Origin of the sequence: Rhizobium esperanzae (genome assembly GCF_002204185.1) — a bacterium.
Lineage (GTDB): Bacteria > Pseudomonadota > Alphaproteobacteria > Rhizobiales > Rhizobiaceae > Rhizobium > Rhizobium esperanzae.
The window spans coordinates 48,282-73,704 of record NZ_MXPU01000011.1 but is presented as its reverse complement, the minus strand read 5'-3'; the positions used below and the strand labels follow the sequence as shown (position 1 = coordinate 73,704).

23 protein-coding genes are annotated in these 25,423 nt (G+C 62.2%); 13 read left to right on the top strand and 10 right to left on the bottom strand.

From position 1 onward, the window contains the following. Window positions 1–4: 4 nt before the first annotated feature. Entirely contained in the window at window positions 5–1,297 is a 1,293-nt protein-coding gene (locus tag B5E41_RS17435) for an NAD(P)/FAD-dependent oxidoreductase (protein WP_088395391.1), read from the top strand. Between the two features lie 36 nt (window positions 1,298–1,333). On the opposite strand, the gene B5E41_RS17430 is transcribed toward B5E41_RS17435, so the two are convergent. Both B5E41_RS17430 and B5E41_RS17425 read right to left on the bottom strand, forming a co-directional pair. Continuing rightward, the gene (locus tag B5E41_RS17430) at window positions 1,334–2,119 is read right to left on the bottom strand and encodes a polysaccharide deacetylase family protein (protein WP_088395390.1); all 786 of its coding nucleotides are present in this window, start codon (window positions 2,117–2,119) and stop codon (window positions 1,334–1,336) included. Between the two features lie 95 nt (window positions 2,120–2,214). Beyond that, window positions 2,215–2,604, bottom strand: a complete 390-nt coding sequence (locus tag B5E41_RS17425) for a DUF930 domain-containing protein (protein ID WP_088395389.1) — start codon at window positions 2,602–2,604, stop codon at window positions 2,215–2,217. Between the two features lie 243 nt (window positions 2,605–2,847). On the opposite strand from B5E41_RS17425, the gene B5E41_RS17420 reads away from it, so the two are divergent. Continuing rightward, the gene (locus tag B5E41_RS17420) at window positions 2,848–4,956 is read left to right on the top strand and encodes a S9 family peptidase (protein WP_088395388.1); all 2,109 of its coding nucleotides are present in this window, start codon (window positions 2,848–2,850) and stop codon (window positions 4,954–4,956) included. A gap of 250 nt (window positions 4,957–5,206) precedes the next feature. After that, the gene (locus tag B5E41_RS17415; protein ID WP_088395387.1) at window positions 5,207–5,728 is read left to right on the top strand and encodes a DUF1697 domain-containing protein; all 522 of its coding nucleotides are present in this window, start codon (window positions 5,207–5,209) and stop codon (window positions 5,726–5,728) included. A gap of 35 nt (window positions 5,729–5,763) precedes the next feature. Here the strand turns inward: B5E41_RS17415 and B5E41_RS17410 are convergent, their stop codons facing one another. Then, window positions 5,764–7,221: an MFS transporter gene (locus tag B5E41_RS17410; RefSeq protein WP_088395386.1), complete on the bottom strand. Its 1,458-nt coding sequence runs from the start codon at window positions 7,219–7,221 to the stop codon at window positions 5,764–5,766. A gap of 260 nt (window positions 7,222–7,481) precedes the next feature. Between B5E41_RS17410 and B5E41_RS17405 the strand changes: the two genes are divergently transcribed. Both B5E41_RS17405 and B5E41_RS17400 read left to right on the top strand, forming a co-directional pair. After that, a complete protein-coding gene (locus B5E41_RS17405) occupies window positions 7,482–8,984 on the top strand; it encodes a protein adenylyltransferase SelO (protein WP_088395385.1) in 1,503 nt (500 codons plus the stop codon). A gap of 141 nt (window positions 8,985–9,125) precedes the next feature. After that, window positions 9,126–11,465 carry a glucose/quinate/shikimate family membrane-bound PQQ-dependent dehydrogenase gene (locus B5E41_RS17400; RefSeq protein WP_088395384.1) on the top strand — a complete coding sequence of 780 codons (2,340 nt, stop codon included), beginning with the start codon at window positions 9,126–9,128 and terminating at the stop codon, window positions 11,463–11,465. 221 nt (window positions 11,466–11,686) lie between these two features. Here B5E41_RS17400 and bla read toward each other — a convergent pair whose 3' ends face one another. The 3 genes from bla to dmeR all read right to left on the bottom strand — a co-directional run bounded on the left by bla (window position 11,687) and on the right by dmeR (window position 14,023). Next, the gene (gene bla, locus B5E41_RS17395) at window positions 11,687–12,592 is read right to left on the bottom strand and encodes a class A beta-lactamase (protein WP_088395383.1); all 906 of its coding nucleotides are present in this window, start codon (window positions 12,590–12,592) and stop codon (window positions 11,687–11,689) included. A 149-nt stretch (window positions 12,593–12,741) separates the two neighbouring features. Continuing rightward, the gene (gene dmeF, locus B5E41_RS17390; RefSeq protein WP_088395382.1) at window positions 12,742–13,731 is read right to left on the bottom strand and encodes a CDF family Co(II)/Ni(II) efflux transporter DmeF; all 990 of its coding nucleotides are present in this window, start codon (window positions 13,729–13,731) and stop codon (window positions 12,742–12,744) included. Between the two features lie 19 nt (window positions 13,732–13,750). Continuing rightward, window positions 13,751–14,023 carry a Ni(II)/Co(II)-sensing transcriptional repressor DmeR gene (gene dmeR / locus B5E41_RS17385; protein ID WP_088395381.1) on the bottom strand — a complete coding sequence of 91 codons (273 nt, stop codon included), beginning with the start codon at window positions 14,021–14,023 and terminating at the stop codon, window positions 13,751–13,753. Window positions 14,024–14,299: 276 nt separating this feature from the next. Between dmeR and B5E41_RS17380 the strand changes: the two genes are divergently transcribed. Further along, window positions 14,300–14,794 (top strand): GNAT family N-acetyltransferase, encoded by a 495-nt coding sequence (locus tag B5E41_RS17380; protein ID WP_064801253.1) that lies wholly within the window; start codon window positions 14,300–14,302, stop codon window positions 14,792–14,794. 41 nt (window positions 14,795–14,835) lie between these two features. Further along, window positions 14,836–15,465: a glutathione S-transferase family protein gene (locus tag B5E41_RS17375; protein ID WP_088395380.1), complete on the top strand. Its 630-nt coding sequence runs from the start codon at window positions 14,836–14,838 to the stop codon at window positions 15,463–15,465. A 24-nt stretch (window positions 15,466–15,489) separates the two neighbouring features. Here the strand turns inward: B5E41_RS17375 and B5E41_RS17370 are convergent, their stop codons facing one another. The 3 genes from B5E41_RS17370 to B5E41_RS17360 form a co-directional block, all read right to left on the bottom strand. Then, complete coding sequence (locus B5E41_RS17370; RefSeq protein ID WP_088395379.1) at window positions 15,490–16,404, bottom strand: c-type cytochrome; 915 nt, start codon at window positions 16,402–16,404, stop codon at window positions 15,490–15,492. A gap of 85 nt (window positions 16,405–16,489) precedes the next feature. Next, complete coding sequence (locus tag B5E41_RS17365; protein WP_088395378.1) at window positions 16,490–16,930, bottom strand: c-type cytochrome; 441 nt, start codon at window positions 16,928–16,930, stop codon at window positions 16,490–16,492. Window positions 16,931–17,119: 189 nt separating this feature from the next. Continuing rightward, window positions 17,120–18,001, bottom strand: coding sequence for a LysR family transcriptional regulator (locus B5E41_RS17360; protein WP_088395377.1), 882 nt, complete (start codon window positions 17,999–18,001; stop codon window positions 17,120–17,122). 96 nt (window positions 18,002–18,097) lie between these two features. On the opposite strand from B5E41_RS17360, the gene B5E41_RS17355 reads away from it, so the two are divergent. The 3 genes from B5E41_RS17355 (at window position 18,098) to B5E41_RS17345 (ending at window position 20,427) form a co-directional block, all read left to right on the top strand. After that, window positions 18,098–18,766 carry a DsbA family protein gene (locus B5E41_RS17355; RefSeq protein ID WP_088395376.1) on the top strand — a complete coding sequence of 223 codons (669 nt, stop codon included), beginning with the start codon at window positions 18,098–18,100 and terminating at the stop codon, window positions 18,764–18,766. A 28-nt stretch (window positions 18,767–18,794) separates the two neighbouring features. Continuing rightward, a complete protein-coding gene (locus B5E41_RS17350) occupies window positions 18,795–19,403 on the top strand; it encodes an NAD(P)-dependent oxidoreductase (protein WP_088395505.1) in 609 nt (202 codons plus the stop codon). A gap of 118 nt (window positions 19,404–19,521) precedes the next feature. Next, window positions 19,522–20,427 (top strand): MBL fold metallo-hydrolase, encoded by a 906-nt coding sequence (locus B5E41_RS17345; protein ID WP_088395375.1) that lies wholly within the window; start codon window positions 19,522–19,524, stop codon window positions 20,425–20,427. A gap of 98 nt (window positions 20,428–20,525) precedes the next feature. Here the strand turns inward: B5E41_RS17345 and B5E41_RS17340 are convergent, their stop codons facing one another. Continuing rightward, a complete protein-coding gene (locus B5E41_RS17340) occupies window positions 20,526–21,560 on the bottom strand; it encodes a LacI family DNA-binding transcriptional regulator (protein WP_088395374.1) in 1,035 nt (344 codons plus the stop codon). 160 nt (window positions 21,561–21,720) lie between these two features. Here B5E41_RS17340 and B5E41_RS17335 point away from each other — a divergent pair, with 160 nt between their 5' ends. The 3 genes from B5E41_RS17335 (at window position 21,721) to B5E41_RS17325 (ending at window position 25,331) form a co-directional block, all read left to right on the top strand. After that, complete coding sequence (locus B5E41_RS17335) at window positions 21,721–23,295, top strand: sugar ABC transporter ATP-binding protein (RefSeq protein WP_088395373.1); 1,575 nt, start codon at window positions 21,721–21,723, stop codon at window positions 23,293–23,295. Next, complete coding sequence (locus B5E41_RS17330) at window positions 23,295–24,305, top strand: ABC transporter permease (protein WP_088395372.1); 1,011 nt, start codon at window positions 23,295–23,297, stop codon at window positions 24,303–24,305. Before B5E41_RS17335 ends, B5E41_RS17330 begins: the two co-directional genes overlap by 1 nt. Before the next feature lie 102 nt (window positions 24,306–24,407). Continuing rightward, window positions 24,408–25,331: a sugar ABC transporter substrate-binding protein gene (locus tag B5E41_RS17325; protein ID WP_088395371.1), complete on the top strand. Its 924-nt coding sequence runs from the start codon at window positions 24,408–24,410 to the stop codon at window positions 25,329–25,331. The last annotated feature ends 92 nt before the right edge of the window (window positions 25,332–25,423 follow it).

Here is a 25,423-nt window from a genome sequence, read left to right as displayed (position 1 = left end):
ATAAGTGGCGTCCGATCTCGATCTCGACGAATCCGATCATGACCAGGTGGTCAGTGGCCGTTCGTTCTGGGGGAAGAATGCCATACTTCCGCAATGGCGGCCGATGGCGCAGAGCTTTTCGACCGATGTCGCGGTGATCGGCGGCGGCATCACCGGCGCGCTGATCGCAGATCATCTGACGGCGCGTGGCTTTTCCGTTGTTATCATCGACCGGGAGGAGCCGGGCTTCGGCAGCACAGCCGCCAGCACCGCGATGCTGCAATGGGAAATCGACAGCACGCTCAGCGAGCTCGAGACCTATTACGGCTTCGAACGAGCGGCCGGCATCTATCGCCGCAGCGCCGCTGCCGTCGCCGGCCTTTCCAAGCTGATCGCCGCAAACGGCATCGTCTGCGGCTTCCGGGCGCGCAACACGCTCTATCTCGCCGCCAATCAGGAAGGTGCGCGGGACCTGCAGGAGGAGCGCCAGCTGCGCCGCCGGGCGGGTCTTCCCGGTGTCTATCTCGAACATCCCGATCTCTTCACCCAGTTCGAGCTCGATCGCGACGGCGCGATCTATTCGCCGGGTTCGGCGGAGGCCGATCCGCTGCTGCTCACCTGGGCGCTGATCGCGATGGCCGTGCGGCGTGGAGCGCAGCTCGTCAGCGCTTCGGTGACCGCGCTGCACAGCGAAGGCGATCGCGTCACGACAGAGACGGCTGGGGGCCACGCCATCGAAGCCCGACATGCGGTGCTGGCGACCGGCTATTCGATGCCGGGGCTTAACATGCCGAAGCTGCACCGCGTCAGTTCGAGCTGGGCGCTTGCCACGGTGCCTCAGGACCCGGCGCGGCTCTGGCGCGACAGGACGCTGATCTGGGAGAACAGCCACCCCTATCTCTACATGCGCACAACCGCGGACAACCGCATCGTCGCCGGCGGCGAGGATGACGGCACGACGGATCCCGCGGGGCGAAATCACAAGCTGCCGGCCAAGATAAGTGCGATTCGGGAGAAGATGAAGCGGTTATGGCCGGCAGCCGATACCCGCGTCGCCCATGCATGGGGTGGAACCTTCGGAGAGACGGCCGACGGCCTGCCGCTGATCGGCCCGATGCCTGGTGTGGCTCATGTGTTCGCCGCCTATGGCTACGGCGGCAACGGCATCACCTTTTCCTATCTCGCAGCCCAGATGATCGGTGCAATGATTGCCGGGATCCATCGCGACTGGTTCGAGGATTTCGCGCTCGACAGGGAGGGGCCGGGGTTGCGGCGGTTCGGAGAGGATGCAGTGCGGGCTGCGGATGAGTTGCGGTAGGGGCCTTGCGTTTGCTGTCGTGCCGTGGCCGCAGAACTACTCCGTCGTCCGATCGTCGCCCATATCCTCGACGTCCCGCAGACGAACGAATTCCGTGCCCTTGGCTTTCAGATCGATCAGCGCCTTTGCCACTCCCTCGCCCGCCGCATGGGTGGGCTGATTGATGTGGGAGATGACGACATCGCCGTCCTTGGCGGAGGCGATGCGTTTTTCGGTGATCGCTGCGCCGAGCAACGAGCCACCGTCGCCGTTTACCGAGTAGCCGGCGATGCGATAGCCCATGGTGCGTATCTCGCCGATGGCGGAAAGATCGTATTTGGCCGTGGATCCGCGGAACCAGTGAGGCGCGGGAATGCCGGATGCGACCATGGCAGCGGCCCCGCCTTCGACCTCCTGCTTTACCGCCTGCGGCGAGCCGGCCGAGGCTATGCCATAGACGAGCGTTGGCGTATCGACGGCTGGAATATGGTTCTCGCCATGGTTTTCGAGCTCGAAGAGATCGGGATTCTGCAGGAAGACGGCAAGGGCTTGCGGGTTACGCTTCAGCCAGCGGGCGGTGACGAAGATCGTTGCCGGAATGCGCTCGCGCACCAGAGTCGAAACGATGCGTTCGTCCGCATGCCCCATGCAGGCGTCGAAGGTGAGCGCGATGCGGGCATGGCCCGCTATGTTGGAACGGGCGATATGCAGATGCGGCTCGACAAGTTTGATCGCCGGCGCCTTCGAGAGCGGAGCAGCCGGCAGCGCCAACGACAACTCGTCCGCCGATGCGGCCGAGATCGCGGCCAGAAGGAACGCCGATGTGAGCAGGATGCGGTTCATGTCATCAACTTTACGATTCGAGCGCCGCGACTCTAGCCGCTAGCCTTGCCACACGCCATGTGGCCGGATGTCACCGCCGCCGGCGGGAAACCGCATCAATCGTAGAGATAATACTTGTCCCACTTCTCGCGCGGCACCTTCTCGCCGATCTGATAGTCGAGTTCGCGCACATTGATATGCTGTGGGCCGGTGATGCAATTGTAGGAAAGATGGTACCAGTCGCCCTTGCTGCGGAAGACCGCGCCCGGCGCCTGCAGCGAATTGTTGCCGGCGATCGGATCCTTGAACGTATAGGCGATCACCTTGTCGGGCTTGAAGCCAGTGCTGTCATTGTTGATCCGGCTCATCGCTTCCGCGTCGCAGCTCTGTTCCAGGCGGGTGGAGGGATCGAGTTTTTCCAGCTGCTTCTTGATGGCCGGGTCGACGGCAAACGCGGGGGCAGCCAAGCCGGCCAGGGATACAAACAGGAGCAGACGTTTCGGCATTGCGGAGGAAATCCCTTACTGTTGTACAGTCTTCATCCTGCCGCCGGCGGCTTGCCGGGGGCTGGGCACGTGCAAAATTCGCTCTGTGATAGCGGACCTCCTTAAATATTGTGGTGACATCAAGGCAAGCCAGGCGGTGCCGCCTCCTCGACTGTGGACGGTCACCTCGTCCCTTGGCGCTTGATCCGGCGGCGGTGCGCCTCTATCTGTTGCCAACCCGACATTCCCACCGGAGCCAATTCCTTGTCCGTTTTCAAGAACCTGCCGACACCGCCCGCCGCACCGAAGAAGCCCCTCTCCGATACGCGCCACGGCATTACCCGCACGGACGATTACGCCTGGCTGCGCGCCGACAACTGGCAGGCGATGTTCAAGGATCCCTCGATCCTCGAGCCCGAGATCCGCCGGCATCTCGAAGCCGAAAACGCCTATATGAATGCGGCGATGGAGGACACCAGGCCGCTGCAGAAGGCGCTGTTTGCCGAGATGCGCGGCCGCATCAAGGAAGACGACAGCTCGGTGCCGGTGAAGGACGGCGCCTATGCCTATGGCACATCCTACGTGACCGGCGGCGAACAGCCGCGCTATTTCCGCATTCCTCGCGACGGCGACGTTGCCGACGAGGCGATCCGCACCGTGCTGCTCGACGGCGACAAGGAAGCGTCCGGCAAAGCCTATTTCCGTCTCGCCGGCCTCGACCATTCCACCGACCACAGCCGCGGCATCTGGGGCTATGACGATAAGGGCTCGGAATTCTTCACGCTGAAAGTCCGCGACCTCTCGACCGGCCAGGACCTCGACGACGTGATCGAGAATACCGGCGGCGGCGGCGTCTGGGCGCCAGACGGCAAGAGCTTCTTCTATTCGGCGCTCGACGAGAACCACCGGCCATCGAAGGTGTTCCACCACATTGTCGGCCGGCCGCAATCGGAAGACCGGCTGGTCTATGAGGAAGCCGATGCCGGCTTCTTCATGGGCGTCGGCGGCTCGCTGCTTGATGACTTCGTCTATATCGACATCCACGATCACGAGACCAGCGAATACCGGCTGCTGTCGACCAAAGATCTGACGGCCGAGCCGAAGCTGGTGGCGGCGCGCGAGGAAGGCATCGAATATTCGCTGACCGAGGGCGGCGACGTCTTCTACATCCTGACGAATGACGGCGGCGCCAAGGATTTCAAGATCATGGAAGCGCCGGTGGACAATCCGGGCAAGGAGAACTGGCGCGAAGTCGTCGCTCACAAGCCCGGCACGCTCATCATCAGCCACATGGCCTATGCCCGCCATCTCCTCTGGCTGGAGCGCAAGGACGGGCTGCCGCGGATCATGATCCGCGACCGGAAGACCGGCGAGGAACATGCGATCGCCTTTGCCGAGGAAGCTTATTCGCTGGGGCTTTCGGGCGCGGCGGAATACGACACGGATGTCATCCGCTTCTCCTATTCCTCGATGACGACGCCGTCGCAGCTCTATGATTACAACATGGTGACGCGCGAGCGCACGCTCTTGAAGACGCAGGAGGTGCCGTCGGGCCACAATCCCGACGACTACGTCACCCGCCGCGTCTTCGCCCCGGCATGGGACGGCGAGACGGTGCCGGTCACCCTGCTCTATCGTAGGGATACGCCGCTCGACGGCAGCGCCCCCTGCCTGCTTTACGGCTACGGCGCCTACGGCATCACTATTCCGGCCGGTTTCAACACCAATTGCCTGTCGCTCGCCGACCGCGGCTTCGTCTATGCCATCGCTCACATCCGCGGCGGCAAGGACAAGGGCTTTGCCTGGTACGAAGACGGCAAGATGGACAAGAAGACAAACAGCTTCAAGGACTTCGTCGCCGCGGCCGACTATCTGAATCAACAGAGGTTCACCTCTTACGCGAAGATCATCGCCGAGGGCGGCTCGGCCGGCGGCATGCTGATGGGCGCTGTTGCCAACATGGCGCCGGAAAAGTTCGCCGGCATCATCGCCGCCGTTCCCTTCGTCGACGTGCTCAACACCATGCTCGACGACACCCTGCCGCTGACGCCGCCGGAATGGCCGGAATGGGGCAATCCGATCGAAAGCCGCGAAGAATACGAGCAGATCGCCGTCTATTCGCCCTATGACAATGTCGGCGCAAAACCCTACCCGCCGATCCTGGCGCTCGGCGGCCTGACAGACCCGCGCGTCACCTATTGGGAGCCGGCCAAATGGGTGGCGAAACTGCGCGACAAGACAACGGGCGAAGCGCCGATCCTGCTGAAGACCAATATGGACGCCGGCCATGGCGGGGCGTCGGGGCGGTTCCAGCGGCTGGAGGAGATTGCGTTCGAGTATGCGTTTGCGATCAAGGTGGCGGGAAAGATGTGAGGGAGTGGATTTGGTGGGGCTGAATGGGTGAGGCGTGCCGTGTGGCGCTCGCCTCTGCCCTTCCGGGCATCTCCCCCACAAGGGGGGAGATCACAAGTGGCTTAACCTTGCCGTCCATCTAGTGTTTCGCCGTGCTGAACGTTGATTGTTTGGGGAAGCCATCGTCCCCAGCCAATCTCCCCAACTGAGGGGGAGATGCCCGGCAGGGCAGAGGGGGGTGCCACACGGCACAAGGTCAAGGGAGACAGAAATGCCCGTCTATATCGCCCTCCTCCGCGCCGTTAATGTCGGCGGCACCGGCTCGCTGCCGATGGCTGAACTCAAGGCGATCTGCGAAGGTCTCGGCTTTACCGACGTGAAAACCTATCAGAGCGGCAATGTGCTGTTCCGCTCGGATGAAGCCGAGAAAACCGTTGAGGAAAAGCTCGACGAGGCGCTCGGGCAGAAGATGGGCAAGCGCCCGGGCGTGATGGTGCGCAGCCGGAAAGAGCTCGACGCGATTGCCGCCAACGCGCCCTTCCCGGACGCCAAGCCGAACTTCCTGCTCGTCTATTTCCTGCCCGAAAAGCCGCCCGCCGATGCGCTTGATAAAATGGTGGCGCCCGATGGCGAGGAGGCGAAGCTCACCGGCCGGGAGATCTATGTGCATTATCCGAATGGATCCGGCCGCTCGAAGCTGAAGCTGCCGGCGCTGAAGCCCGGAACCTCGCGCAATCTCAACACCGTGCGCAAGCTCGCGGACATGGCGGCCGACATGGAGAACACGGACTGAGTGCGACGCGCAGAATTTGATTCAAGCGACGCGCGTCAAGCCTTTGTTTCTCCAGGAACCTTCGTCCGTCTGGCCTTATAGCCGCTGATCTCCTCGCCTGCTGTCGGCGAGAAACGCAGGTTCCAGACGGTCGCTGTGATCGAGATGAGGGTGACGACGACGAAGGCGGCGGAGAAATCGCCGAGATCAGGCGTTTCGGTGCCTGACAAGGCCATGGAACCGTGCAGCGCCAAGGCCCCGATGCAGATTCCGAGCGACAACATCAGCTGCTGGAAGGTGGTGTAGAAGCTGGTGGCCGAGCTCATCCGCTCCTTTTCGATCTCGTCATAGGCGATGGTGTTGTAGGCGGTGAACTGGAACGACAGGAAAAAGGCGCTGAGCACCAGGACGACGAAGATCAGCGGCATCGGCCAATCCGGCCGAAAGGCGGCGCAGAGGGCATAGCCGGCCGTGCCGAGGATGCCGTTGAGGACGAGGCTTCTGCGGAAGCCGAGCCGGCTGAAGACGAACCGCGCCATCGGCTTCATGGCGAGCGCGCCGAGCGCGGTGGCAATGACGATCTGGCCGGCTGCGGCGGCGGAAAGGCCGAAGCCGATCTGGAACAGCAGCGGCAGCAGGAAAGGTTGGGCGCCCTGGGTGATGCGCGTCAGCGAACCGGCGATAACAGAGGTGCCGAAACTCGGCACCTTCATCAGTGAAAAATCCATGATCGGCGAGGAATGCCTGCGGGCATGCCTCAAATAGCCGATGCCGAAGAACAGGCCGACCGCGATCAGGAAGAGCGAGAAGGCGGCCTCGCCGTCATGGCTCGACATTTCGAAGCCGAAGAGCAGCGAGCCAAGCGAAATGCCCGAGAGCATGAAGCCGACCGTATCGAAGGGGCCGGTCGCCTTGCCTTTCACCTCGTCGATGTAGATCGAGACGAAGATCATGCCGATGATGCCGATCGGCACGTTGATGTAGAAGATCCAGCGCCAGTCGAGATAGGTGACGATGAAGCCGCCGAGCGGCGGACCGACGATCGGACCGATCAGCGCCGGCACCAGCAGCCAGGACATGGCGCTGACCATATCCTTGCGGGCGACGCTGCGCATCAGCACCAGCCGGCCGACCGGCATCATCATCGCGCCGCCCATGCCCTGCAGCAGCCGGGCCAGCACCAGGAAGGGCAGCGTCGGTGCCAGCGCACAGAGGATGGAGCCGATGACGAAGACCGCGATGGCGGCGCGGAAGACGGTGCGCGAACCGAAACTGTCGGCGATCCGGCCGCTGGCCGGAATGAAGATCGCCAGGCTGAGGAGATAGGAGGTCAGTGAGATCGACATGGCCGGGGCGCTGACGGCGAAATCGCGCGCCATGGTGGGCAGCGCGGTCGCCAGCACGGTCGCGTCGATATTTTCCATCAGCATCGCACTCGCGACGATCATCGCGATCACCCGAAAATTGGGCGCAGCGCGCCGAACCATCGGCGCCTGGTAAATCTGATCCGACATCGTGCGGAATCACTCGCGGTGGCGCGGCGGAGCAGAGGAAGCAGCAAGGCCGCGGGGATGACATGGCGCAAGGCCAAGGGGAGACGATCTGCTATACGCCCGAGATCATGGCGGGGCTATGTCCTTTATGGCAAAGCAGCTTTGACGAGAGGTAAAAGCGGATCACGATTCCTTGCATCGGCGCGATCTGCGTGACGGCCGATGGATCCGGCGCGCAAGACCTGCTTGCGCGCGGGGCACCCCAGCCCTACCTATGAACAATGACCTCAACCCCGCAGAAAATCCGGTCCGGTGCGGCCTTTCCGTTCGACAACAGCTATGTCGGCTTGCCCGAGCGCTTCTTTGCGCCGCAAACGCCGACGCCGGTGGCCGAGCCATGGCTGATCAAGCTCAATGAGCCGCTGGCCGCCGAGCTCGGGCTCGACGTCGAGGCACTGCGCCGCGACGGCGCGGCGATCTTTTCCGGCAATCTCGTTCCCGAAGGGGCCGAGCCGTTGGCGATGGCCTATGCCGGGCACCAATTCGGCGGCTTCTCGCCGCAGCTCGGCGACGGGCGGGCGATCCTGCTCGGCGAAGTGGTCGACCGCGACGGCAAGCGCTTCGACATCCAGCTGAAGGGCGCGGGGCCGACACCTTTTTCGCGTCGCGGCGACGGCCGGGCCGCAATCGGGCCGGTGCTCAGAGAATATATCATCAGCGAGGCGATGTTCGCGCTCGGCATTCCCGCAACGCGGGCGCTGGCGGCGGTGACCACGGGCGAACCGGTCTACCGCGAAAAAGTGCTGCCGGGCGCGGTCTTCACCCGGGTCGCGGCAAGCCATATCAGGGTCGGCACCTTCCAGTATTTCGCGGCACGGGGCGACACGGATGGTGTTCGGGCGCTCGCCGATTACGTGATCGAGCGGCACTATCCCGCGCTGAAGGAGACCGAGGCACCCTATCTCCGACTGTTCGAGGCAGTTTCGGAGCGCCAGGCTGCGCTGATTGCCCGTTGGCTGCATGTTGGCTTCATCCATGGCGTGATGAACACCGACAATATGACGATCTCCGGCGAGACGATCGATTTCGGTCCCTGCGCCTTCATGGATGCCTATAATCCGGCAACCGTCTTCTCGTCGATCGACCAGCACGGCCGTTATGCCTATGCCAATCAGCCGGCCATCGGCCAGTGGAACCTTGCGCGGCTCGGCGAAACGCTATTGCCGCTGATCGATACCGAACCGGACAAGGCGGTCGACAAGGCCAATGCGGTGATCCGCGCCTATGGCGAGCGGTTCCAGGCGCATTGGCTGGCCGGCATGCGGGCAAAGATCGGCCTTGCAGGGCAAGAGGATGGCGATCTCGAGCTGGTTCAAGCGCTGCTCTCACTGATGCAGGCACAGGGCGCCGATTTCACCCTGGCCTTCCGGCGACTCTCCGATCTTGCCGGCAACGACGATGCAGAGCCTGCCTTTGCCCGGAGCTTCCAGGAGCCGGAGGCCTGTCGCCCTTGGCTCATGCAGTGGCGCGAGAGACTGTCGCGCGATCCGCAGACGTCGGTCGAACGCGCCGGCGCTATGCGCCGCGTCAACCCAGCCTTCATTCCCCGCAATCACCGGGTCGAACAGGCGATCGAGGCGGCGGTCGAGAACGGCGACTTCTCGCTGTTCGAGGCGCTGCTCACCGTGCTGTCGAAGCCCTACGAAGACCAGCCGGATTTCGCCGCCTATATGGAGCCGCCGAAGCCGGAGGAACGGGTGCTGCAGACTTTCTGCGGGACGTAAGCGGCTTCAATACAACCGTACCGTGATGCCCGGCTGCGGCAAATGCGGCCGTTGAAAGGCATCTCCCTCGCTCTATCTGCCTGACCGGCGGGCCTTTTCCCGCCGTTCCCCACCCGGCTAACCCACGCGGGAGACAGCCTTATGGCGCTCGTCATCACCTCCATTCTCTTCATCATCATCGGGGTTGCGCTCGGCGGCGGCGGGCTCTGGCTCGTCATGCTCGGCGGCAGCGTCTTCTATCTGTTTGCCGGCCTGATGTTCCTCATCACCGCAGCGCTGCTGCTGATGCGCAAGGCGGTGGCGCTCTGGGTCTATGCGGTGCTCGTCGTCGCCGCACTCGCCTGGGCGATCTGGGAGGTGGGATTCGACTGGTGGCAGTTGGGCCCGCGCGGCGGGGTGATCATTCTTCTCGGGCTCTGGCTGCTGACGCCCTGGATCCGCCGGCCGCTCGGCTTTCGCAGCCCAACCGGCATCGTCTACGGCGCCAATCCCTGGCCGCTCGCCGTGCCCGTCATTCTCGCCATCCTCGTCGCTGTCTATTCGATGACGACGGATCCGCATGATCTGGCCGGCGATCTGCCGAAGGATGCGGTCGCCGCCAATCCGGCCTTCGGCGGCAGCGTGCCGGATAGCGAATGGCACCAATATGGCCGCACGCCCTTCGGCCAGCGCTACTCGCCGCTCGATCAGATCAATGTCGAGAACGTCTCGACGCTGACGGAAGCGTGGCGATACCAGACCGGCGACGTCAAGCGGCCGGAAGATATCAGCGAGACGACCTATCAGGTGACGCCGCTCAAGGTGAAGGACACGCTCTATCTCTGCACGCCACATAACTGGGCGATCGCGCTCGACGCCAAGACCGGCAAGGAGAAATGGAAATACGACGCCAATTCCGGCATGAACCCCAACCGGCAGCACCAGACCTGCCGCGGCGTCACCTATTACGCCGATCCTGATGTCGCCGCCGGCCAGCCCTGCGCCGAGCGCGTCTACCTGCCGACCTCGGACGCCCGGCTGATCGCCCTCGATGCGGCCGACGGCAAGGTCTGCACCGGCTTTGCCGATCAGGGCGTGCTGCATCTGGAAATCGGCATGCGCTTCAACCCGGCTGGCTATTATTATTCCACCTCGCCGCCGGTGGCGGTGGCCGGCAAGATCATCGTCGGCGGGGCGGTGAACGACAATTATTCCACCGAGGAACAATCCGGCGTCATCCGCGCCTTCGACATCAAGACCGGCGCCCTGATCTGGAATTGGGATTCCGGCAATCCCGACGTGACGACGCCGATCGCCTCAGGCCATACCTACACGACCAACTCGCCGAACAGCTGGTCGGTCTTCAGCGTCGACGAGGCGCTCGGCATGGTCTACATCCCGCTCGGCAACCAGGTGCCCGATCAGCTCGGCATCAATCGCAGCGACAATGTCGAGAAATTCTCTTCCTCGATCGTCGCGCTCGATATCGCCAGCGGCCAACTGCGCTGGGTGCGCCAGACGGTGCATCACGACCTCTGGGACATGGACGTGCCGGCGCAGCCGGCGCTCATCGACCTGACCAAGCCTGACGGCAGCGTGGTTCCCGCCCTCGTCGGCCCCACCAAGCAGGGCGATCTCTATGTGCTCGACCGGCGCAGCGGCGAGCCGATCATCCCGCTCAAGGAAATTCCGGCGCCCGGCGGCGCGGTTACGGGCGATCATACGTCGCCGACGCAGCCGATCTCCGACCTCACCTTCTCGCCCGAGCCGCTCAAGGAAAAGGACATGTGGGGCGTGTCGCTGTTCGACCAGCTCCTCTGCCGCATCGATTTCCACCGCTATCGCTATGAGGGCCGCTACACGCCGCCGTCGCTGAAAGGGACGATCGTCTATCCCGGCAATTTCGGCACTTTCAACTGGGGCTCGGTGGCGGTCGATCCCGAGCGGCAGATCATGTTCGGCATGCCGACCTATCTCGCCTTCACCTCGCGCCTGGTGCCGGCCGCCGACATTCCGCCGCGAGGCCAGGACGAGAAGGGCAGCGAACAGGGGCTGAACCGCAATGACGGCGCCCCTTACGGCGTCTTCATGGGCCCCTTCCTCGGGCCGATGCAGATCCCCTGCCAGGCGCCGCCATGGGGCTATGTCGCCGGCGTCGACCTGCGCACCGGCAAGATCGCCTATATGCACAAGAACGGCACCGTCCACGACATGACGCCGCTGCCGCTGCCCTTCAAGGTCGGCGTGCCCGGCATCGGCGGGCCGATGCTGACCAAAGGCGGCGTCGCCTTCCTCGGTGCGGCGGTCGACAATTATCTTCGCGCCTACGACGTGACGAACGGACGCGAGCTCTGGCGGGCACGCCTTCCGGCCGGCGGCCAGGCAACGCCGATGACCTATACGACCGACGACAGCAAGCAATATGTCGTCATGGTCGCCGGCGGCCACGGCTCGGTCGGCACCAAGCCCGGCGACTATGTGATTGCTTATACGCTGCCGTGATGGGGAGGTGCGCTCCTTGCGGAAGCAAAACCCCTCCCCAACCCTCCCCACAAGGGGGAGGGACTAACCCGCGGCGGGCCTTACAACGAAAATACGGAGTCACAAGCTGCATCGGCAGAAATGAAAATGCGACGGGCATCCCACGGGCAGCCCCTCCCCCTTGTGGGGAGGGGCTTTCCCGCGAAACGGACGGCTGTCGATCATGCCCTTAGCACTTGCACTCAAACCATCTCGACAATCATCCGCCCAACCTCGGCAAAGACCGGATTGAGCTCCTTCGCCGGCGCGGTCGCTTCGGCGATGTAGACGGCGGCGACGATCGGGCCGCGGTCGGGGGGCCAGATGACGGCGATGTCGCCGAGCGAACCGTTCGGGCCGGTGCCGGTCTTGTCGCCGACCTTCCAGTCCTGAGGTAGGCCGGCTCTCAGCCGCTCCTTGCCTGTGGTGCTTGCCACCAGCCAGGCGATCAGCCTGTCCGAGGAGGGTTCGGCAAGCACCGAGCCGAGCGTCAGGTTGCCAAGCGTGTCGAGCATCGCATCCGGGCTGGTCGTGTCGCGCGGATCGTCCTTCCGGCCCTCGTTCAGCGTCGGTTCGGTGCGGTCGAGTCGCGTCGTGCCGTCGCCGATCGAGCGCAACCAGTCGGTCAGCGCCGGTGGGCCGCCGAAGCTTTCGAGCAGCAGGTTGCCGGCCGTGTTGTCGCTGACCGTCACCGCCGCCTCGCAGAGTTCGGCGATCGTCATGCCATCGGCGCCGGCGTGTTTTTCGCTGAGCGGCGAATAATCGACGAGTTTGTCCCTGCCATAGGTCACCCGACGGTCAAGGCTCTCCTGCCCTTTGTCGACGCGGGCAAGGACGAAGCCTGCGGCGAGCGCCTTGAAGGTGCTGCACATGGGAAAGGTCTCGCCGCCGCGATAGCCGAAGGAAATGCTCGTCTGGGTGTCGAGCACCGAGACGCCGAGACGGCCGCCGATGCGTTTTTCCAGCGTGGCAAGCCGCCGCTCGATATTGTCGTCGCCCTCCCCGGCAGTTTCCTGTGCATTGGCCGCAAGCGCCAGCGTGGACAGGCCCAAAGCAGGCAGGCAGAGTGCCGTGCCGATCAGCGTGCGGCGAGTAAGGCTGAGATCCATGAATTCCTCCGACGATTCGGAGAATAGAGCTAAGGACCGATTGCGGCGGCATCTCGTCCCCGCTGCAACTTGTCGTCAGCCGCTGCAACTTGTTGTCAGCCGCCGCAGCCTTGTTGGGCGGCGGCGATTTCGTGCTCCACCGCAGCCGATCAGGCGGCGCGCGTGACCTCGACCGTCACATGCGACAATTCTTCCAGCGCTGAAAGCCGGCCCTTGTAGAAGGCCGGGTCACGCGGCTGCGAGGTGACGACGGCGACGATTGCCGCATGATGGCCGGGGCCGACCTGCCAGACATGCAGATCGGTGATCCGATCCTCCTCGGTCTCGATCGCCTGGCGGATTTCGCTGGGCAGCGTCTCGCCTTCGGGCACGAGGTCGAGAAGGACGCCGCCAGATGATTTCAGCAGGCTCCAGGACCAGTTGGCGATCACCAGGCCGCCAACGATGCCCATGATGGGATCGAGCCAGAGCCAGCCATAGAGGCTGCCGAGGGTGAGTGCCGCGATGGCGAGCACTGACGTGAGAGCATCGGCCATCACATGCAGATAGGCGGCGCGGATATTGTTGTCGCCGGTCTCGCCGTGGTGGGCATGGTCGCCGTGGCTGCCATGGCCATGGTGATGCGCGTGGTGCCCATTCGCGTGCGCATGATGAGCATGCGCGGCATGACCGCCGCCCGCCAGCAGCGAGGCGCTGGCGAGATTGACGGCAAGGCCGATAACGGCGACGGCGATCGCCTGGGCAAAGCCGATCGGCACCGGATTGGACAGGCGCAGCAGGCTCTCCCAGGCCATCAGCAAGGCGATCAGGGCAAGGACAATGGCGCTGGCGAAGCCGGCGAGATCGCCCAGCTTGCCGGTGCCGAAGGTGAAGCGCGGATTGCGCGCCTGCCGGCGGGCAAAGAGATAGGCGAGCGCGGAAATCAAAAGAGCGCTGGCATGGGTGGACATATGCCAGCCATCAGCGACGAGGGCCATGGAGCCGTAGACGGTGCCGGCGGCGATTTCCGCCACCATCATCACCGTCGTCAGCGCAATCACCAGCCAGATGCGCCGCTCGTTGCGCAGATGATTGGCGCCGAGGAACACATGATCGTGTTCGAGGGTTTTCACTTCGACTTTCCCGATCCCGGCATTCATTCCCAGGGTCCTTCTCTCATCAGCGGATATAGGTTCTCAGCACTTCAGATATTTCTTCGACCGCCTCGGCCCGGGCTCCGTCGTCCTCGGCATTGAGCACGTGCTCGCGCAGGTGATCATCCAAAACCTCGCCAGTCAGCCCGGTCAGCGCGCCCCGAATGGAGGCGAGCAGTTGCAGGATTTCGCCGCAGGGGCGTTCAGCCTCGAGCGCCCGCTCGACCGCTTCCAGCTGCCCCTTCAGGCGGCTGACGCGGGCAACAAGCTTCTTCTTCTGCAGGCTGGTGTGAGACATCGCAGACCTTCGTGTAGCATAGGGGGGTATCCTATTGAGGTTCTCGGCCGGCTTCAAGGGTCTACATGTTTCAGCGTCATGCGCTCACGCCATTGACAAATGCCGCGTTTGCGGCAATGGATGCTGCATGATCAAGAACGTGCACCAGAGCCGCTCGTATTTTTGGCTGTACCTGTAAAGGGCGGCCGGACAGATCATATTGTCAACAAGCCGCCGTCAGGCGGCTTTGTTGTATCGGCAGCGTCCTGACGGCAGATTATCAAAGGACGCGAGACCATGACCGAAATTGAAGACAGCGAAATTTCACTGATGCGCCCATCGGTAGTGACGATCCGCGCCGCCAAGCCGCGCGATCTGCCCGAGCTCAACGAGATGATCGCCCTGCTTGCTGCCCATCACGGCGATGCGGCCGCCGCGACGCCGGAGCAATTGGAGCGCGACTTGTTCGGCCCGTTGCCGTGGATCACTGCGCTTGTCGCCGAAACCGGCGAAGGGCTGATCGGCTATGCGATTCTCGTGCCGCTCTACAGGGCGCAGGAAGGCAAACGGGGCATGGACCTGCACCATCTCTTCGTGCGCGACGGCCATCGCGGCCACGGCACCGGCCAGTTGCTCGTCGACCGCGCCCGCGAGACGGCGCGCAATGCCGGCTGCGGCTACCTCTCCGTCAGCGCCGCGACCGGCAATGTGCTCGCCCACCGCTTCTACGAACAGATGGATTTCACGCCGAGGCCGGTGACCGGCATGCGTTACATGCAGTCGATCGCTTAACGGCGTTGCGGGTCAAGCCTTTGTTGTTATGAGGAGATTTCATGCCTGACTTCAAACTCCATTGCTTCGCTCTCTCGGGGAACGCCTACAAGGTCGCCCTCTTCTTTGCCCTTGCCGGCATCGAGTGGGAGAGCATTTTCGTCGATTATCTCGGCGGTGAAACGCGAACCGAACAATGGCGAGAAACCATCAACGAACAGGGCGAGGCACCCGTGCTCGAACATGGGCAAACGAAGATCAGCCAATCGGGGGTCATCCTCGACTACTTGTCAGAGGTAACGGGGCAGTTTGGGGCGCAGACAGCCGAAGAACGGCGCGAGATCATGCGCTGGATCCTTTTCGACAATCATAAATTCACGAGCTATTACGCGACGTTGCGGTTCATCTACGGCCTTCAGAAGAGCGGCGAGACACCGGTCGTCGAGTTTTTGAGGCTGCGGGCCAAGGCTGCCTATGCAATTGTCGACGGCCACCTTGCCCACCGGGCCTTTATGGTCGGCAACCGGCTGACAATCGCAGACCTCTCCTTGGCAGGCTACGTCTTCATGCCGGAGGAAACCGGGATCGATCACAGCTCTTATCCGGCCATCGCAGCCTGGAAAGACCGGATCAGCAACATGCCCGGCTGGCGCCATCCTTATGATCTGATGCCGGGCCCCACCTCCCTGTAAAGAGGCGTCGGTTTTGCAAAGGTGCTAACGCCCCGGCACGGCCTTGAGATAGGCGGCGATCGCCTCGCGGTCGGCAGCCGGCAGGCGGGCGATGTTCTGCTGCACGTCGACCATCGAACCGCCGACGGAATCGAAATCGGGGGTGAAGCCGGTTTCGAGGTAGCTGGCGATATCGGCCTCGCTCCAGCCGCCGATGCTTTTCGACGCCGGGGTGATATCGGGAATGCGGCCCCTGCCTTCCGGATTGGGCGCGCCGGCAAGCCACTGATCTGCCTGGAAGCCGCCGAGCGCATTGCGCGGCGTGTGGCACTCGCCGCAATGGCCGGGGCCTTCGACGAGATATTGCCCGCGCTTGATCTTGTCATCGTTCTTGGCGAGCGCGACCCGCGGCTGATCATTGAAATAGAGCAATTTCCAGCCGCCGAGTGCAGGTCGGATGTTGTAGGGAAAGGGCAGTTCGTGCGGGGGCGCGACGTTGGCGCTCTTCGGCAGGGTCTTCAGGAAGGCGAAGAGATCGTTGACGTCCTTGTCGCTCATCCGGGAATAGGAGCCATAGGGAAAAGACGGATAGAGATGCTCTCCGCCCGGGCCGACGCCGCGCTTCATCGCATTGCCGAACTCGGCGAGCGTCCAGGCGCCGATGCCGGCCTTTTCATCCGGAGAAATGTTCGGCACGTGGAAGGTGCCGAAGGGGCTCTTCAGCGCCAGACCGCCCGCCAGCGTCAGCCTGGCATCGCCTTTGGAACCGGGTGCTGCATGACAGCTGACGCAGCCGCCCGCCCAGAAGACCATCTCACCGTTTGCCGGATCCGGCGCGCCGAGACCGGCCCAATGGCTCTCCGGCAGCGGATCGGGCGCGGTAACGAGGTAGAAGGCGCCGCCGCCGAGAACGGCGACGCCGATCAGACAGAGCAGTAACCGGATGAACCTGCGGACCATGCGCCGCCTCCCCTCTTGCCGACGTTACCGCCGTCGATCCCACATAAGGCAATCCGCACCGGCGGAAGTTGCTCAGGCCGGCTTATCACTCCTTGATACGATAGGCCTTGTGACAGCCTCCGCAATTGGCGCCGAGGGTGTTTAGGGTGGCGCCGACGGCGGTGGCATCGGCCGGAAGCTGAGCCAGCGCGGTTTCGGCGTCAGTGGAAAGCTTTGCAGCGCGCGCCTTGAAGTCATCCATGTTTTCCCAAACCTTCGGGCTGACCTCGGAATCGTTCATATCGCTGCCCGGCTTGAACTGATCGGGGAAAACCTTGGCCGTTGCGGCAATCGTCGTCAGCGCTGTCTTAACCGTCTCGGCGTCATAGGGCTTCTCACCCTTGGCGATGGCGGCCATGGCACCCGCCGAACCGCCGATCTTCTTCATCAGCGCAATGCGCGAATCATGGGTGCCATCGGCGGCGGTCACCGATCCGAAGGCAATTCCTGCGATCGCTGCGGCGGCAGCTACTGCTTTCCAATTCATTCGTTCCTCTCCAATTTTCTGAAGGCCAAGGCGGCCGCTGGCCAATCTGCACCGGGAGCATGCCAAAATCCATGGCGCAAGGCAGTCACGTTTTGCCGGATCACTATAAAAACACTGTGATAAACAGCGAACGGACCCTGGGTAGGCTCGTGCCGGACAGGCCGACGCCCAGTTAACCCAAACCCAATCCTATAGGTCCGGCAGTCTCGTTGCCAGGAAGTCGATAAGGACTCGCGCAGCCATCGGCAGGTGCTTTCGGGAAACATAAAGAGCATGGATTCCAAGCGTGGCCGGCTGCCATGCCGGCAGGACGACCACCAGATTGCCTGTCCGAACCTCCTGATCGGCGGCAAAACGCGGCAGCATGGCGATGCCGAGACCCGATAGAGCGGCACGGCGCAGGGCAACAGCGTCATTGGTCTGGAAGGTTCCTTCCACCGAAGTAACGATCTGAGATTCGAAATTTCTCAGCGACCATTCCGTCCCTCCAAGGTGGGTGTAAGTGAGGCACCGGTGGCTACCGAGATCCTCCGGTCCCGAGGGAATTCCGTATTGCTCGAGATAGCGCGGCGAGGCGTAGAGCAGCGACGAGCACTGTCCCAGCCGTTTTGCGATCAAGGATGGGTCCAGGCGATTGGCGATCCTTATCGCCAGATCGATGCGGTCCTGCACGAGGTCGATCGTCCGATCGGAAATCTGTAAATCCACCTTGATGCGCGGATAGACGTCGGCAAAATCGGCAAGAAGTGGAATGAGCTGCGCCTCGGCGAGGATGGCAGGTGCCGTCACCCTGAGAAGACCGTGCGGAGTCTCTGCATGGCTTGCGACCTCCCTCACCGCGTCGGCAACACGGACGATTTCCCGACACATGTCGAGAACGCGTTCGCCCGCCGATGTCAGGCTGAGCTGTCGCGTCGTGCGGTGGAGAAGCCGTGTTCCCGACCAGTCTTCCATGGCCGCGATGTAGCGCGAGGCCATCGCTCGGGACATGCCCAATTCTTCGGCTGCAGCAGAAGCGCTGCCGCGCTCGACAGTCTTCAAGAGCACTTTCGCCGCGACTATCCGGTCCATTCATCCGCTCGATTGATGCAACATTCTGTCGACCACAGTGACGTTTATCTGCGATCCACGCAACAGTATATCCTCCTCGACACGAAGGAGATCGCAATGACCACCGACATCGAGCTTCAATATTTCTTCGATCCTTTCTGCGGCTGGTGTTACGCAAGCGCCCCCGCACTGGCAGGTCTTGTCAATAAATTTTCAGATCGGCTCAGGGTGCTTCCCTCCGGCCTTTTCGTCGGAGCAAGGCCGATCTCGTCGATCGCAGATCATGCATGGCGCAACGACCAGAGAATCGAGGTTCTGACGGGGCAGCGCTTCTCCAAGGAATATCATCAGAACGTCCTGCTCGCGCCGAACGGCATTTTTGACTCCGGTCCCGCGACGCTGGCGCTCACCGCGCTTGGAGAACACGATAGGAAGCTCGAGCCTCGTTTTCTGCACGCGATCCAGATCGCCCGTTATATCGAGGGGCGCGACACTTCCAGGGTTCCGGAGGTGGCGACGGTCGCCGTGCAGGTCGCCAGCGAATATGGCGTCGAACTGACCGCCGAAACCTTCGGCGAGAGGCTCCGGGACGACTCCGCTCTCAGGGAGCGCATGCTGGAGCGGGTGGAAGATGCCCAGCGTCAGATGAATATCCTCGGCATTCGCGGCGTCCCTCAGTTCGTCGCTCGCATCAACGGCGAGGCCCACGTCCTTAGCGGCGAGGCGCTTTATCAAGGTCCGGCTCGGCTCGTCGCAACGCTCGACGAGCTCTGTGCAGACGCATGAAACATCAACCCCAACCAGGAATATGATCATGAAAATCGCACTTATCGGAGCCTCCGGTCAGGCCGGCTCCCGCATCCTGCCCGAATTGTCAGCTCGCGGCCACACCGTCACCGCCATTGCCCGGGACCCTTCCAAGGTCGCATCTCTTCCGAACGTCACCGCCGCCTCCGCCGACATTGCTCAGCCTGAAGCTTTAGCAAAGGTCTTGGAGGGGCATGACGCCGTCATCAGCTCGGTGCATTTCTCCGCCAGTGATCCGGATAAGCTGATCGGCGCCGTCAAGGCCTCCGGCGTTCGCCGCTACTATGTCGTTGGCGGGGCGGGCAGCCTCGAAGTCGCTCCAGGCGTACTACTGGTGAACACGCCCAAATTCCCGGAAATCTACAAATCCGAAGCGCAGGGCGGCGTCGACTACCTGAACAAGCTCAAAGGTGAAAACGACCTCGACTGGACCTTCCTGTCCCCTTCGGCCGCATTCGTCCCCGGCGAGCGGACCGGCAGCTTCCGCCTCGGCAAGGACGAATTGCTGACGAACGAACACGGCAGCAGCATTTCCTTCGAGGACTTCGCCGTTGCGCTCGTTGACGAGATCGAAGCCCCGGCCCACGTTAGGCAGCGGTTCACCGTCGGCTACTAATCCGATCTCCCCAAACCGAATCCATGCCGCAGCGTGGTCGACGCCGTCCGGGTGTCGGCTGCGGCAGATCCCCTCTGCCTCGAAGGTAGGCTCATCCCACAAACCTCGGAAATCTACGATGATCAACAGACGCACCACCCTCAAGACGATCGCCGCAGCAGCGGTCATCATGATCCCGCTCGCCACATCCGGCGTGGCGCAGGAGAAGTCTCCACTGTCATGGACGGCGTTCAGGACGACCGAAGCGGGCTTCCTGCGCGCCCCGGTCCTTGTGACCGGGAAGACGGAGGCAGTCCTCATCGACTCGAGCTTCAGCTATTCGGACGGCAAGATCGTCGCCGATGCCATCAAGGCCAGCGGCAAAAAGCTCACGACGATCTATATCACCGCCAACGATCCCGACTACTATTTCGGTCTCGCACCCGTCCATCAGGCCTTCCCGGATGCCCGCATCCTTGCAGCGCGCGACACCGTCGCCCTGATGCGGGAAAAGGCCGAAGGCAAGATCAAGGCTTGGTCGCCTGTTCTGGGCGACAACGGTCCGAAGTCGGTGGCCGAACTGATTTTCCCGGAGGCCAGCGATATCAACACGCTGTCAGTCGATGGCGAGAAGCTCGAGATCGTCACCGCGCCAGGTCTGAAGGATCGCGGTCGCTATATATGGGTTCCGTCGCTCAGCGCCGTGTTCGGCGGCGTCCCTGTCTTCGGCGGCATGTATCCCTGGGTCGCCGACCTTCCGACAGCCGAAGAGCGAAAGGCCTGGCGCGCAGCACTTGACGGCATCCTCGCCCGCAAGCCCAAGATCGTCGTATCGGGTCATGGCACCCCGACATGGCCGATGGATGCGTCCGGCGTCAGCTACACGCGCGATCACCTGATAGCCTTTGACGCCGAGGCAGCCAAGGCCGCAGACTCCAACGCATTGATCGCAGCGATGAAGAAACTCTATCCCGACGCTGCCATGCCGGTTTCGCTGGAATTAGGGGCGAAAGTCGCCAAGGGCGAAATGACCTGGGGCCAGTGAGAAAAGCGGCAAAGCTCGCGGCTGTCGGAGCCGCGAGTCGCCGTGCCGGAGTGGCGGCGCGCTATCCGGCGGCGCTTTGCCTTGATGGCGAGGAAACTTCAAATATTCGTGGCGTTGTAGAATTCAAATGGCACAATGTGCTGCGAAACGGTTGGGGAGCGGTCAGCACTGAGCGCTTCCGCCATCGCGCGCACCAGGGTCTCCCCCAGCAGCTTTGCCGGATGAGACAGAACGACCTTGATCAGCCCCTCTGCAAGACCGGCTCTCGTTTCGTTCGTGAGCTCGTGTGCTATAACCACCAGGCGTTTGGCTGCCGGCCCACCATCCTCCCGAAGGGCTCGCATCACACCCGTAATGCCGCCGCCGGCAACGTAGAGCCCGACCCAATTCGGCTCTGTCTGCAAAAGGCGGCGCGTCGCCTCATAGGCGATTTCGGGTTCTTCGAGAGTGGCAATGGTCTCCAGCATCTGGAAGCCCGGCGCGGTCTCCCGGAAATATGACCGAAAGCCCATTTCGTTCAGGTCCTGAGCCAGGTATCGGTGACTTCCGACGAAGACGGAAACCTTGCCGCCATTGCCGTTCAGCCCGGCTATGAACCAGGCGGCCGTGCGGCCCTTTTTGACGCAGTCGTTGCCGACAAATCCAGCGCGGGAGGCGGTGGAAATATCGGAAATCATGGTCACCACAGGAATGTTTTCCGATGCCAGGCCATCGACGGCGTGGTTCACCTGCGGGTGGTCGGAGGTGATCATTCCAATGACATCGGCTTCGCGACTGAGAGCGTAGATCGCCTCGGCAGCCTTGTCGGGCGCTAGGTCGTCCATGAATCTGACGATGGCCCTTCCATGGGCGTCGGGAAACGCCTCGGTCGCCGCAACGAGAATGTCGCTCCACATTTGATAGAGCTTGCGGTGAGACTGCTTGAGAAGAAAACCGAATTTGATCACCGGCTTGTCGTGCTCGAGTCGGCGAGCGATGGCGGTCACCCCGTGAAAGCCGATCTGCCGAGCGGCGTTAAGAACCCGCTCGGCCGTCTGTGGACGGACGGGATCGCGACCGTTCAGCACGCGGTCGACCGTTGAAATGCTTACATTCGCGGCCTTTGCCAAGTCAGGGATCGTTGGGCGAGACATACCAGACCTCTCATATTGTGACGGTATCTATGAGAGGTTTTGGGAGAAAAATCTACCAGTTCGTTGACAGTTTGCGGAATTTTCGCGATTTCATCTTCCAGTAAGAGCCGGTTTGGCAGGAGGGCTTGGGAGAGCCCTTTCATCTGGAGGAAATACTCTCATGTCTGCGACCTTGCAAAAGGTGGCGCCGCTTTCGGGCGGCGAAGGCCATCGCACGCCTATGGATACCGGAGCCGGCGTCGTTCTTGAAATGCGCTCAATCACCAAGGCCTTCCCTGGCGTTCTCGCCCTCGATGGCATGAGCCTGAAGGTTCGTGCCGGCACGGTCCATGTCCTCGTCGGGGAGAATGGCGCGGGCAAGTCGACGCTTATGAAGATCCTGAGCGGTATCTACGCGATCGACGGCGGAGAGATCTTTTTCAGGGGCGAAAAGCTCGATCACCAGAGCGCTGCATCCGCGCTGGAGCGAGGGATCTCGATGATCCACCAGGAGCTCAGCCCCGTGCTCGACATGACCATCGCCGAAAACATCTTTCTCGGCCGCGAACCCACTTATACCAGGACGGGCGTTTTGTCCCGGTTCGTCGATTTCGATCGCATGAATTCAGATACGCAGGCGCTGCTCGACCGTCTGGGCCTGAAATACAGTCCCCAAACCAAAATGCGCGATCTGTCCATCGCAACGATGCAGCTCATCGAGATCGTCAAGGCGATTTCGCGCGAAGCCTCGCTCGTGATCATGGACGAACCGACGTCGGCGATCAGCGACACGGAAGTTGCGATGCTGTTCAGGCAGATCGCGGACCTTAAAGCAGCAGGCGTGGCGATCATCTACATCACCCACAAGATGGACGAGATCTTCCAGATCGCCGACGACATCACGGTGATGCGTGATGGCCAATTCGTCGCTGCCGCCCCGGCGAGCGAATATGAGCCGGCAAAGCTGATCTCGCAGATGGTTGGCCGCACGATATCCAGCATCTTTCCGAAAGAAGAAGTGCCGATCGGCGACATCGTCCTTTCCGTCGAGAACCTCTCTCGTGACGGCAGCTTCGAAAGTGTCAGCTTCGAGGTGCGCGCCGGCGAAATCGTTGGCCTTTCCGGCCTGATCGGCGCCGGGCGGACCGAGGTAGCCCGGGTCATCTTCGGCTTGGACGCTGCGGACGCGGGCGTCGTCCGCCTGAATGGAAAGCCGCTCAAGCTCGCGTCGCCCAAGGATGCCATCGCCAACGGCATCGCCATGGTCTCGGAGGATCGAAAGGCGGAAGGTCTGGTGCTTTGCCGATCCGTCGGCGAGAACATCTCGCTCGCGAACCTCAAGAAGTTCGCGTCCAACCTCTTCATCAGCGAGCGGCAGGAAGAGACAGCCGCCCAGCGCATGATCAAGATGCTCCAGATCAAGACGCCCGATACGGCAATGATCGTGGAGAACCTCAGCGGCGGCAATCAACAGAAAATCGTTCTGGCGAAATGGCTGCTGGGCGATCTGAAGCTGCTCATTCTCGATGAACCCACACGCGGCATCGACGTCGGATCGAAATCCGAAATTCACAGACTGATGACCGAGTTCGCTCGTCAGGGGCTCGCGATCATCATGATCTCATCCGAACTGCCCGAGATCCTCGGCATGAGTGATCGCGTGGTGGTGATGAGCGAAGGCCGGGTCACCGGCGAACTAACAAGAAACGAGGCCACTCAGGAAAGCATCATGCGCCTCGCCACGGGAGGACACTGATGAGTATCGAACGCGCAGACGCGGCCGTGAAACGACAAGGCCAGGTCATTCCAGGCTCTCGCAACATGAGCTTTTCCCAGATCTACCGGAAGTACGGCACGGTCCTCATCTTCGTCGGAATCTGCATCCTGGCGTCGATATTAAGCCCAACGTTCCTGACGGAAGCCAACCTGACCAATGTCCTGCGTCAGGTCGTCGTGGTGAGCCTTCTCGCATGCGGCGTCACCTTCATCATCATTCTGGGACACATCGACGTGTCGCTGGGATCTGTTCTGGCGCTCTGTGGTGTCATCGCCGCGAGTGTGATGGCCATCACCGGCAGCGTCATCCTCGCGGCCGTCGCCGGCGTAGCAGTCGGCATGGTGACCGGCATCATCAATGGCTTCGTCATCACCTTCTTCCGCATCCCGTCGTTCATCATGACATTGGCGATGACGACGGTCGCACGCGGCGCAGTGCTCCTTTATACGGGTGGATCACCCGTGACGGGCTTGGGCGAGTTCAGAGTGATTGGGCAAGGCTCGCTTGGACCAGTTCCGATCTCCGTGCTCATCCTCGCGATCGTCATCGTCATTTCCTGGATTCTTCTCAACAAGACCAAGTTCGGCCGATACGTCTACGCGGTCGGCGGCAATGAGCGTGCCGCTCGCGCTTCCGGCATCAATCCAGACAGCATCGTCGTGAAGGCTTTCATCTTCAACGGCATTCTGTGCGCCGTCTCAGGCATCGTCCTCATGTCTCGCATCAATTCCGGTCAGCCGGCCGGCGGCGTCGGCTATGAATTCGATGCGATCACCGCGGTCGTCGTCGGCGGTACCAGCCTGATGGGCGGCACCGGAACGATTACCGGGACAATCATCGGCTCGATGATCATCGGCGTCATCAACAATATGCTCAATCTCATGAATGTCAGCTCCTACTGGCAGCAGATCATCAAGGGTCTGATCATCGCGATCGCCGTGATCCTCGATGTCTGGACCAAGTCTGCCCGCAGCAAAAAGAAGGCATGACCGATGTTCTTCGGCGGGCTAGCGCCTGCTTCCGAACCACCTCTTTGTCGGCGGGAAATTTCTCGCATCCGGAATGAACCTGAAACTCAATGGGAGGACCCTATGAAAGCCATTTCCAAACTCGCTCTCGCCTGCGCCATATCCCTTGCCGCCATCTCCACCGGCGCCGCATTCGCCGCAGACAAATTCGTCGTCGGTTACGCCAATATGGCGGATACGGACGTCTTCGTCATGGCGCGCAAGAATGCCTTCATCGAGGCGTCGAAATCCGACCCGGCAGTCGAAGTGAACTTCTCCGACGCCAACAACGACGTCAGCAAGCAACTCGATCAGATCGACAACTTCATCGCGCAGAAAGTCAATGCGATCGTTGTCGTGCCGGTCGACTATCAGGGCATCGTACCGGGGGTCGAGAAGGCGAACCAGGCCGGCATTCCCGTCATCGCTCTCGGCATCCAATCGGCAGGCGGCAAGTACACGTTCGTCGGCTCGAAGAATATCGATGCCGGCCGTCTTCAGGGCGAATACATGAAAGAACATCTGCCGAAGGACGCCAAGATCCTCTACCTCGAAGGCACGCCGGGGCTCTCGCACACGCAGGAACGCAAGAAGGGCTTCGAGGATGCGCTCGGCCGGTCCGACGTGACCACCCTCGCCAGCCTCTCGGCCAATTACGACCGCGCTGAAGGCATGAAGGTTACGGAAGACTGGATCCAAAGCTTTCCGAAGTTCGATGCAATCGTCGCAGCCAACGACCAGATGGCGCTCGGCGCGCTCGAAGCACTTCAGGGTGCTGATCGCCTCAAGGGCGTGATGATTTCCGGTGTCGACGGTACGGCCGATGCTCTGAATGCGATCAAGGCCGGCACCATGTCGCAGACCATCTTCCAGGACGCAGCAGGCCAGGCCAAGGCCGCCTTCGAGGTCGTGGAAGGCCTGAAAAAGGGCGGGGATGCTCCGGCCGAAAAGCTGGTGCCGTTTGCTTCGATCACCAAGGACAACGTCGATCAATACGCCAAGAAGTAAGCCCTCCCAAGGGTGCGTGCCGGGATGGGGTTCCCGGCGCGCATTTGGCACGAGGAGGCGCAATGCCTGCCGCAAATCTCTGGTTCTCTAAC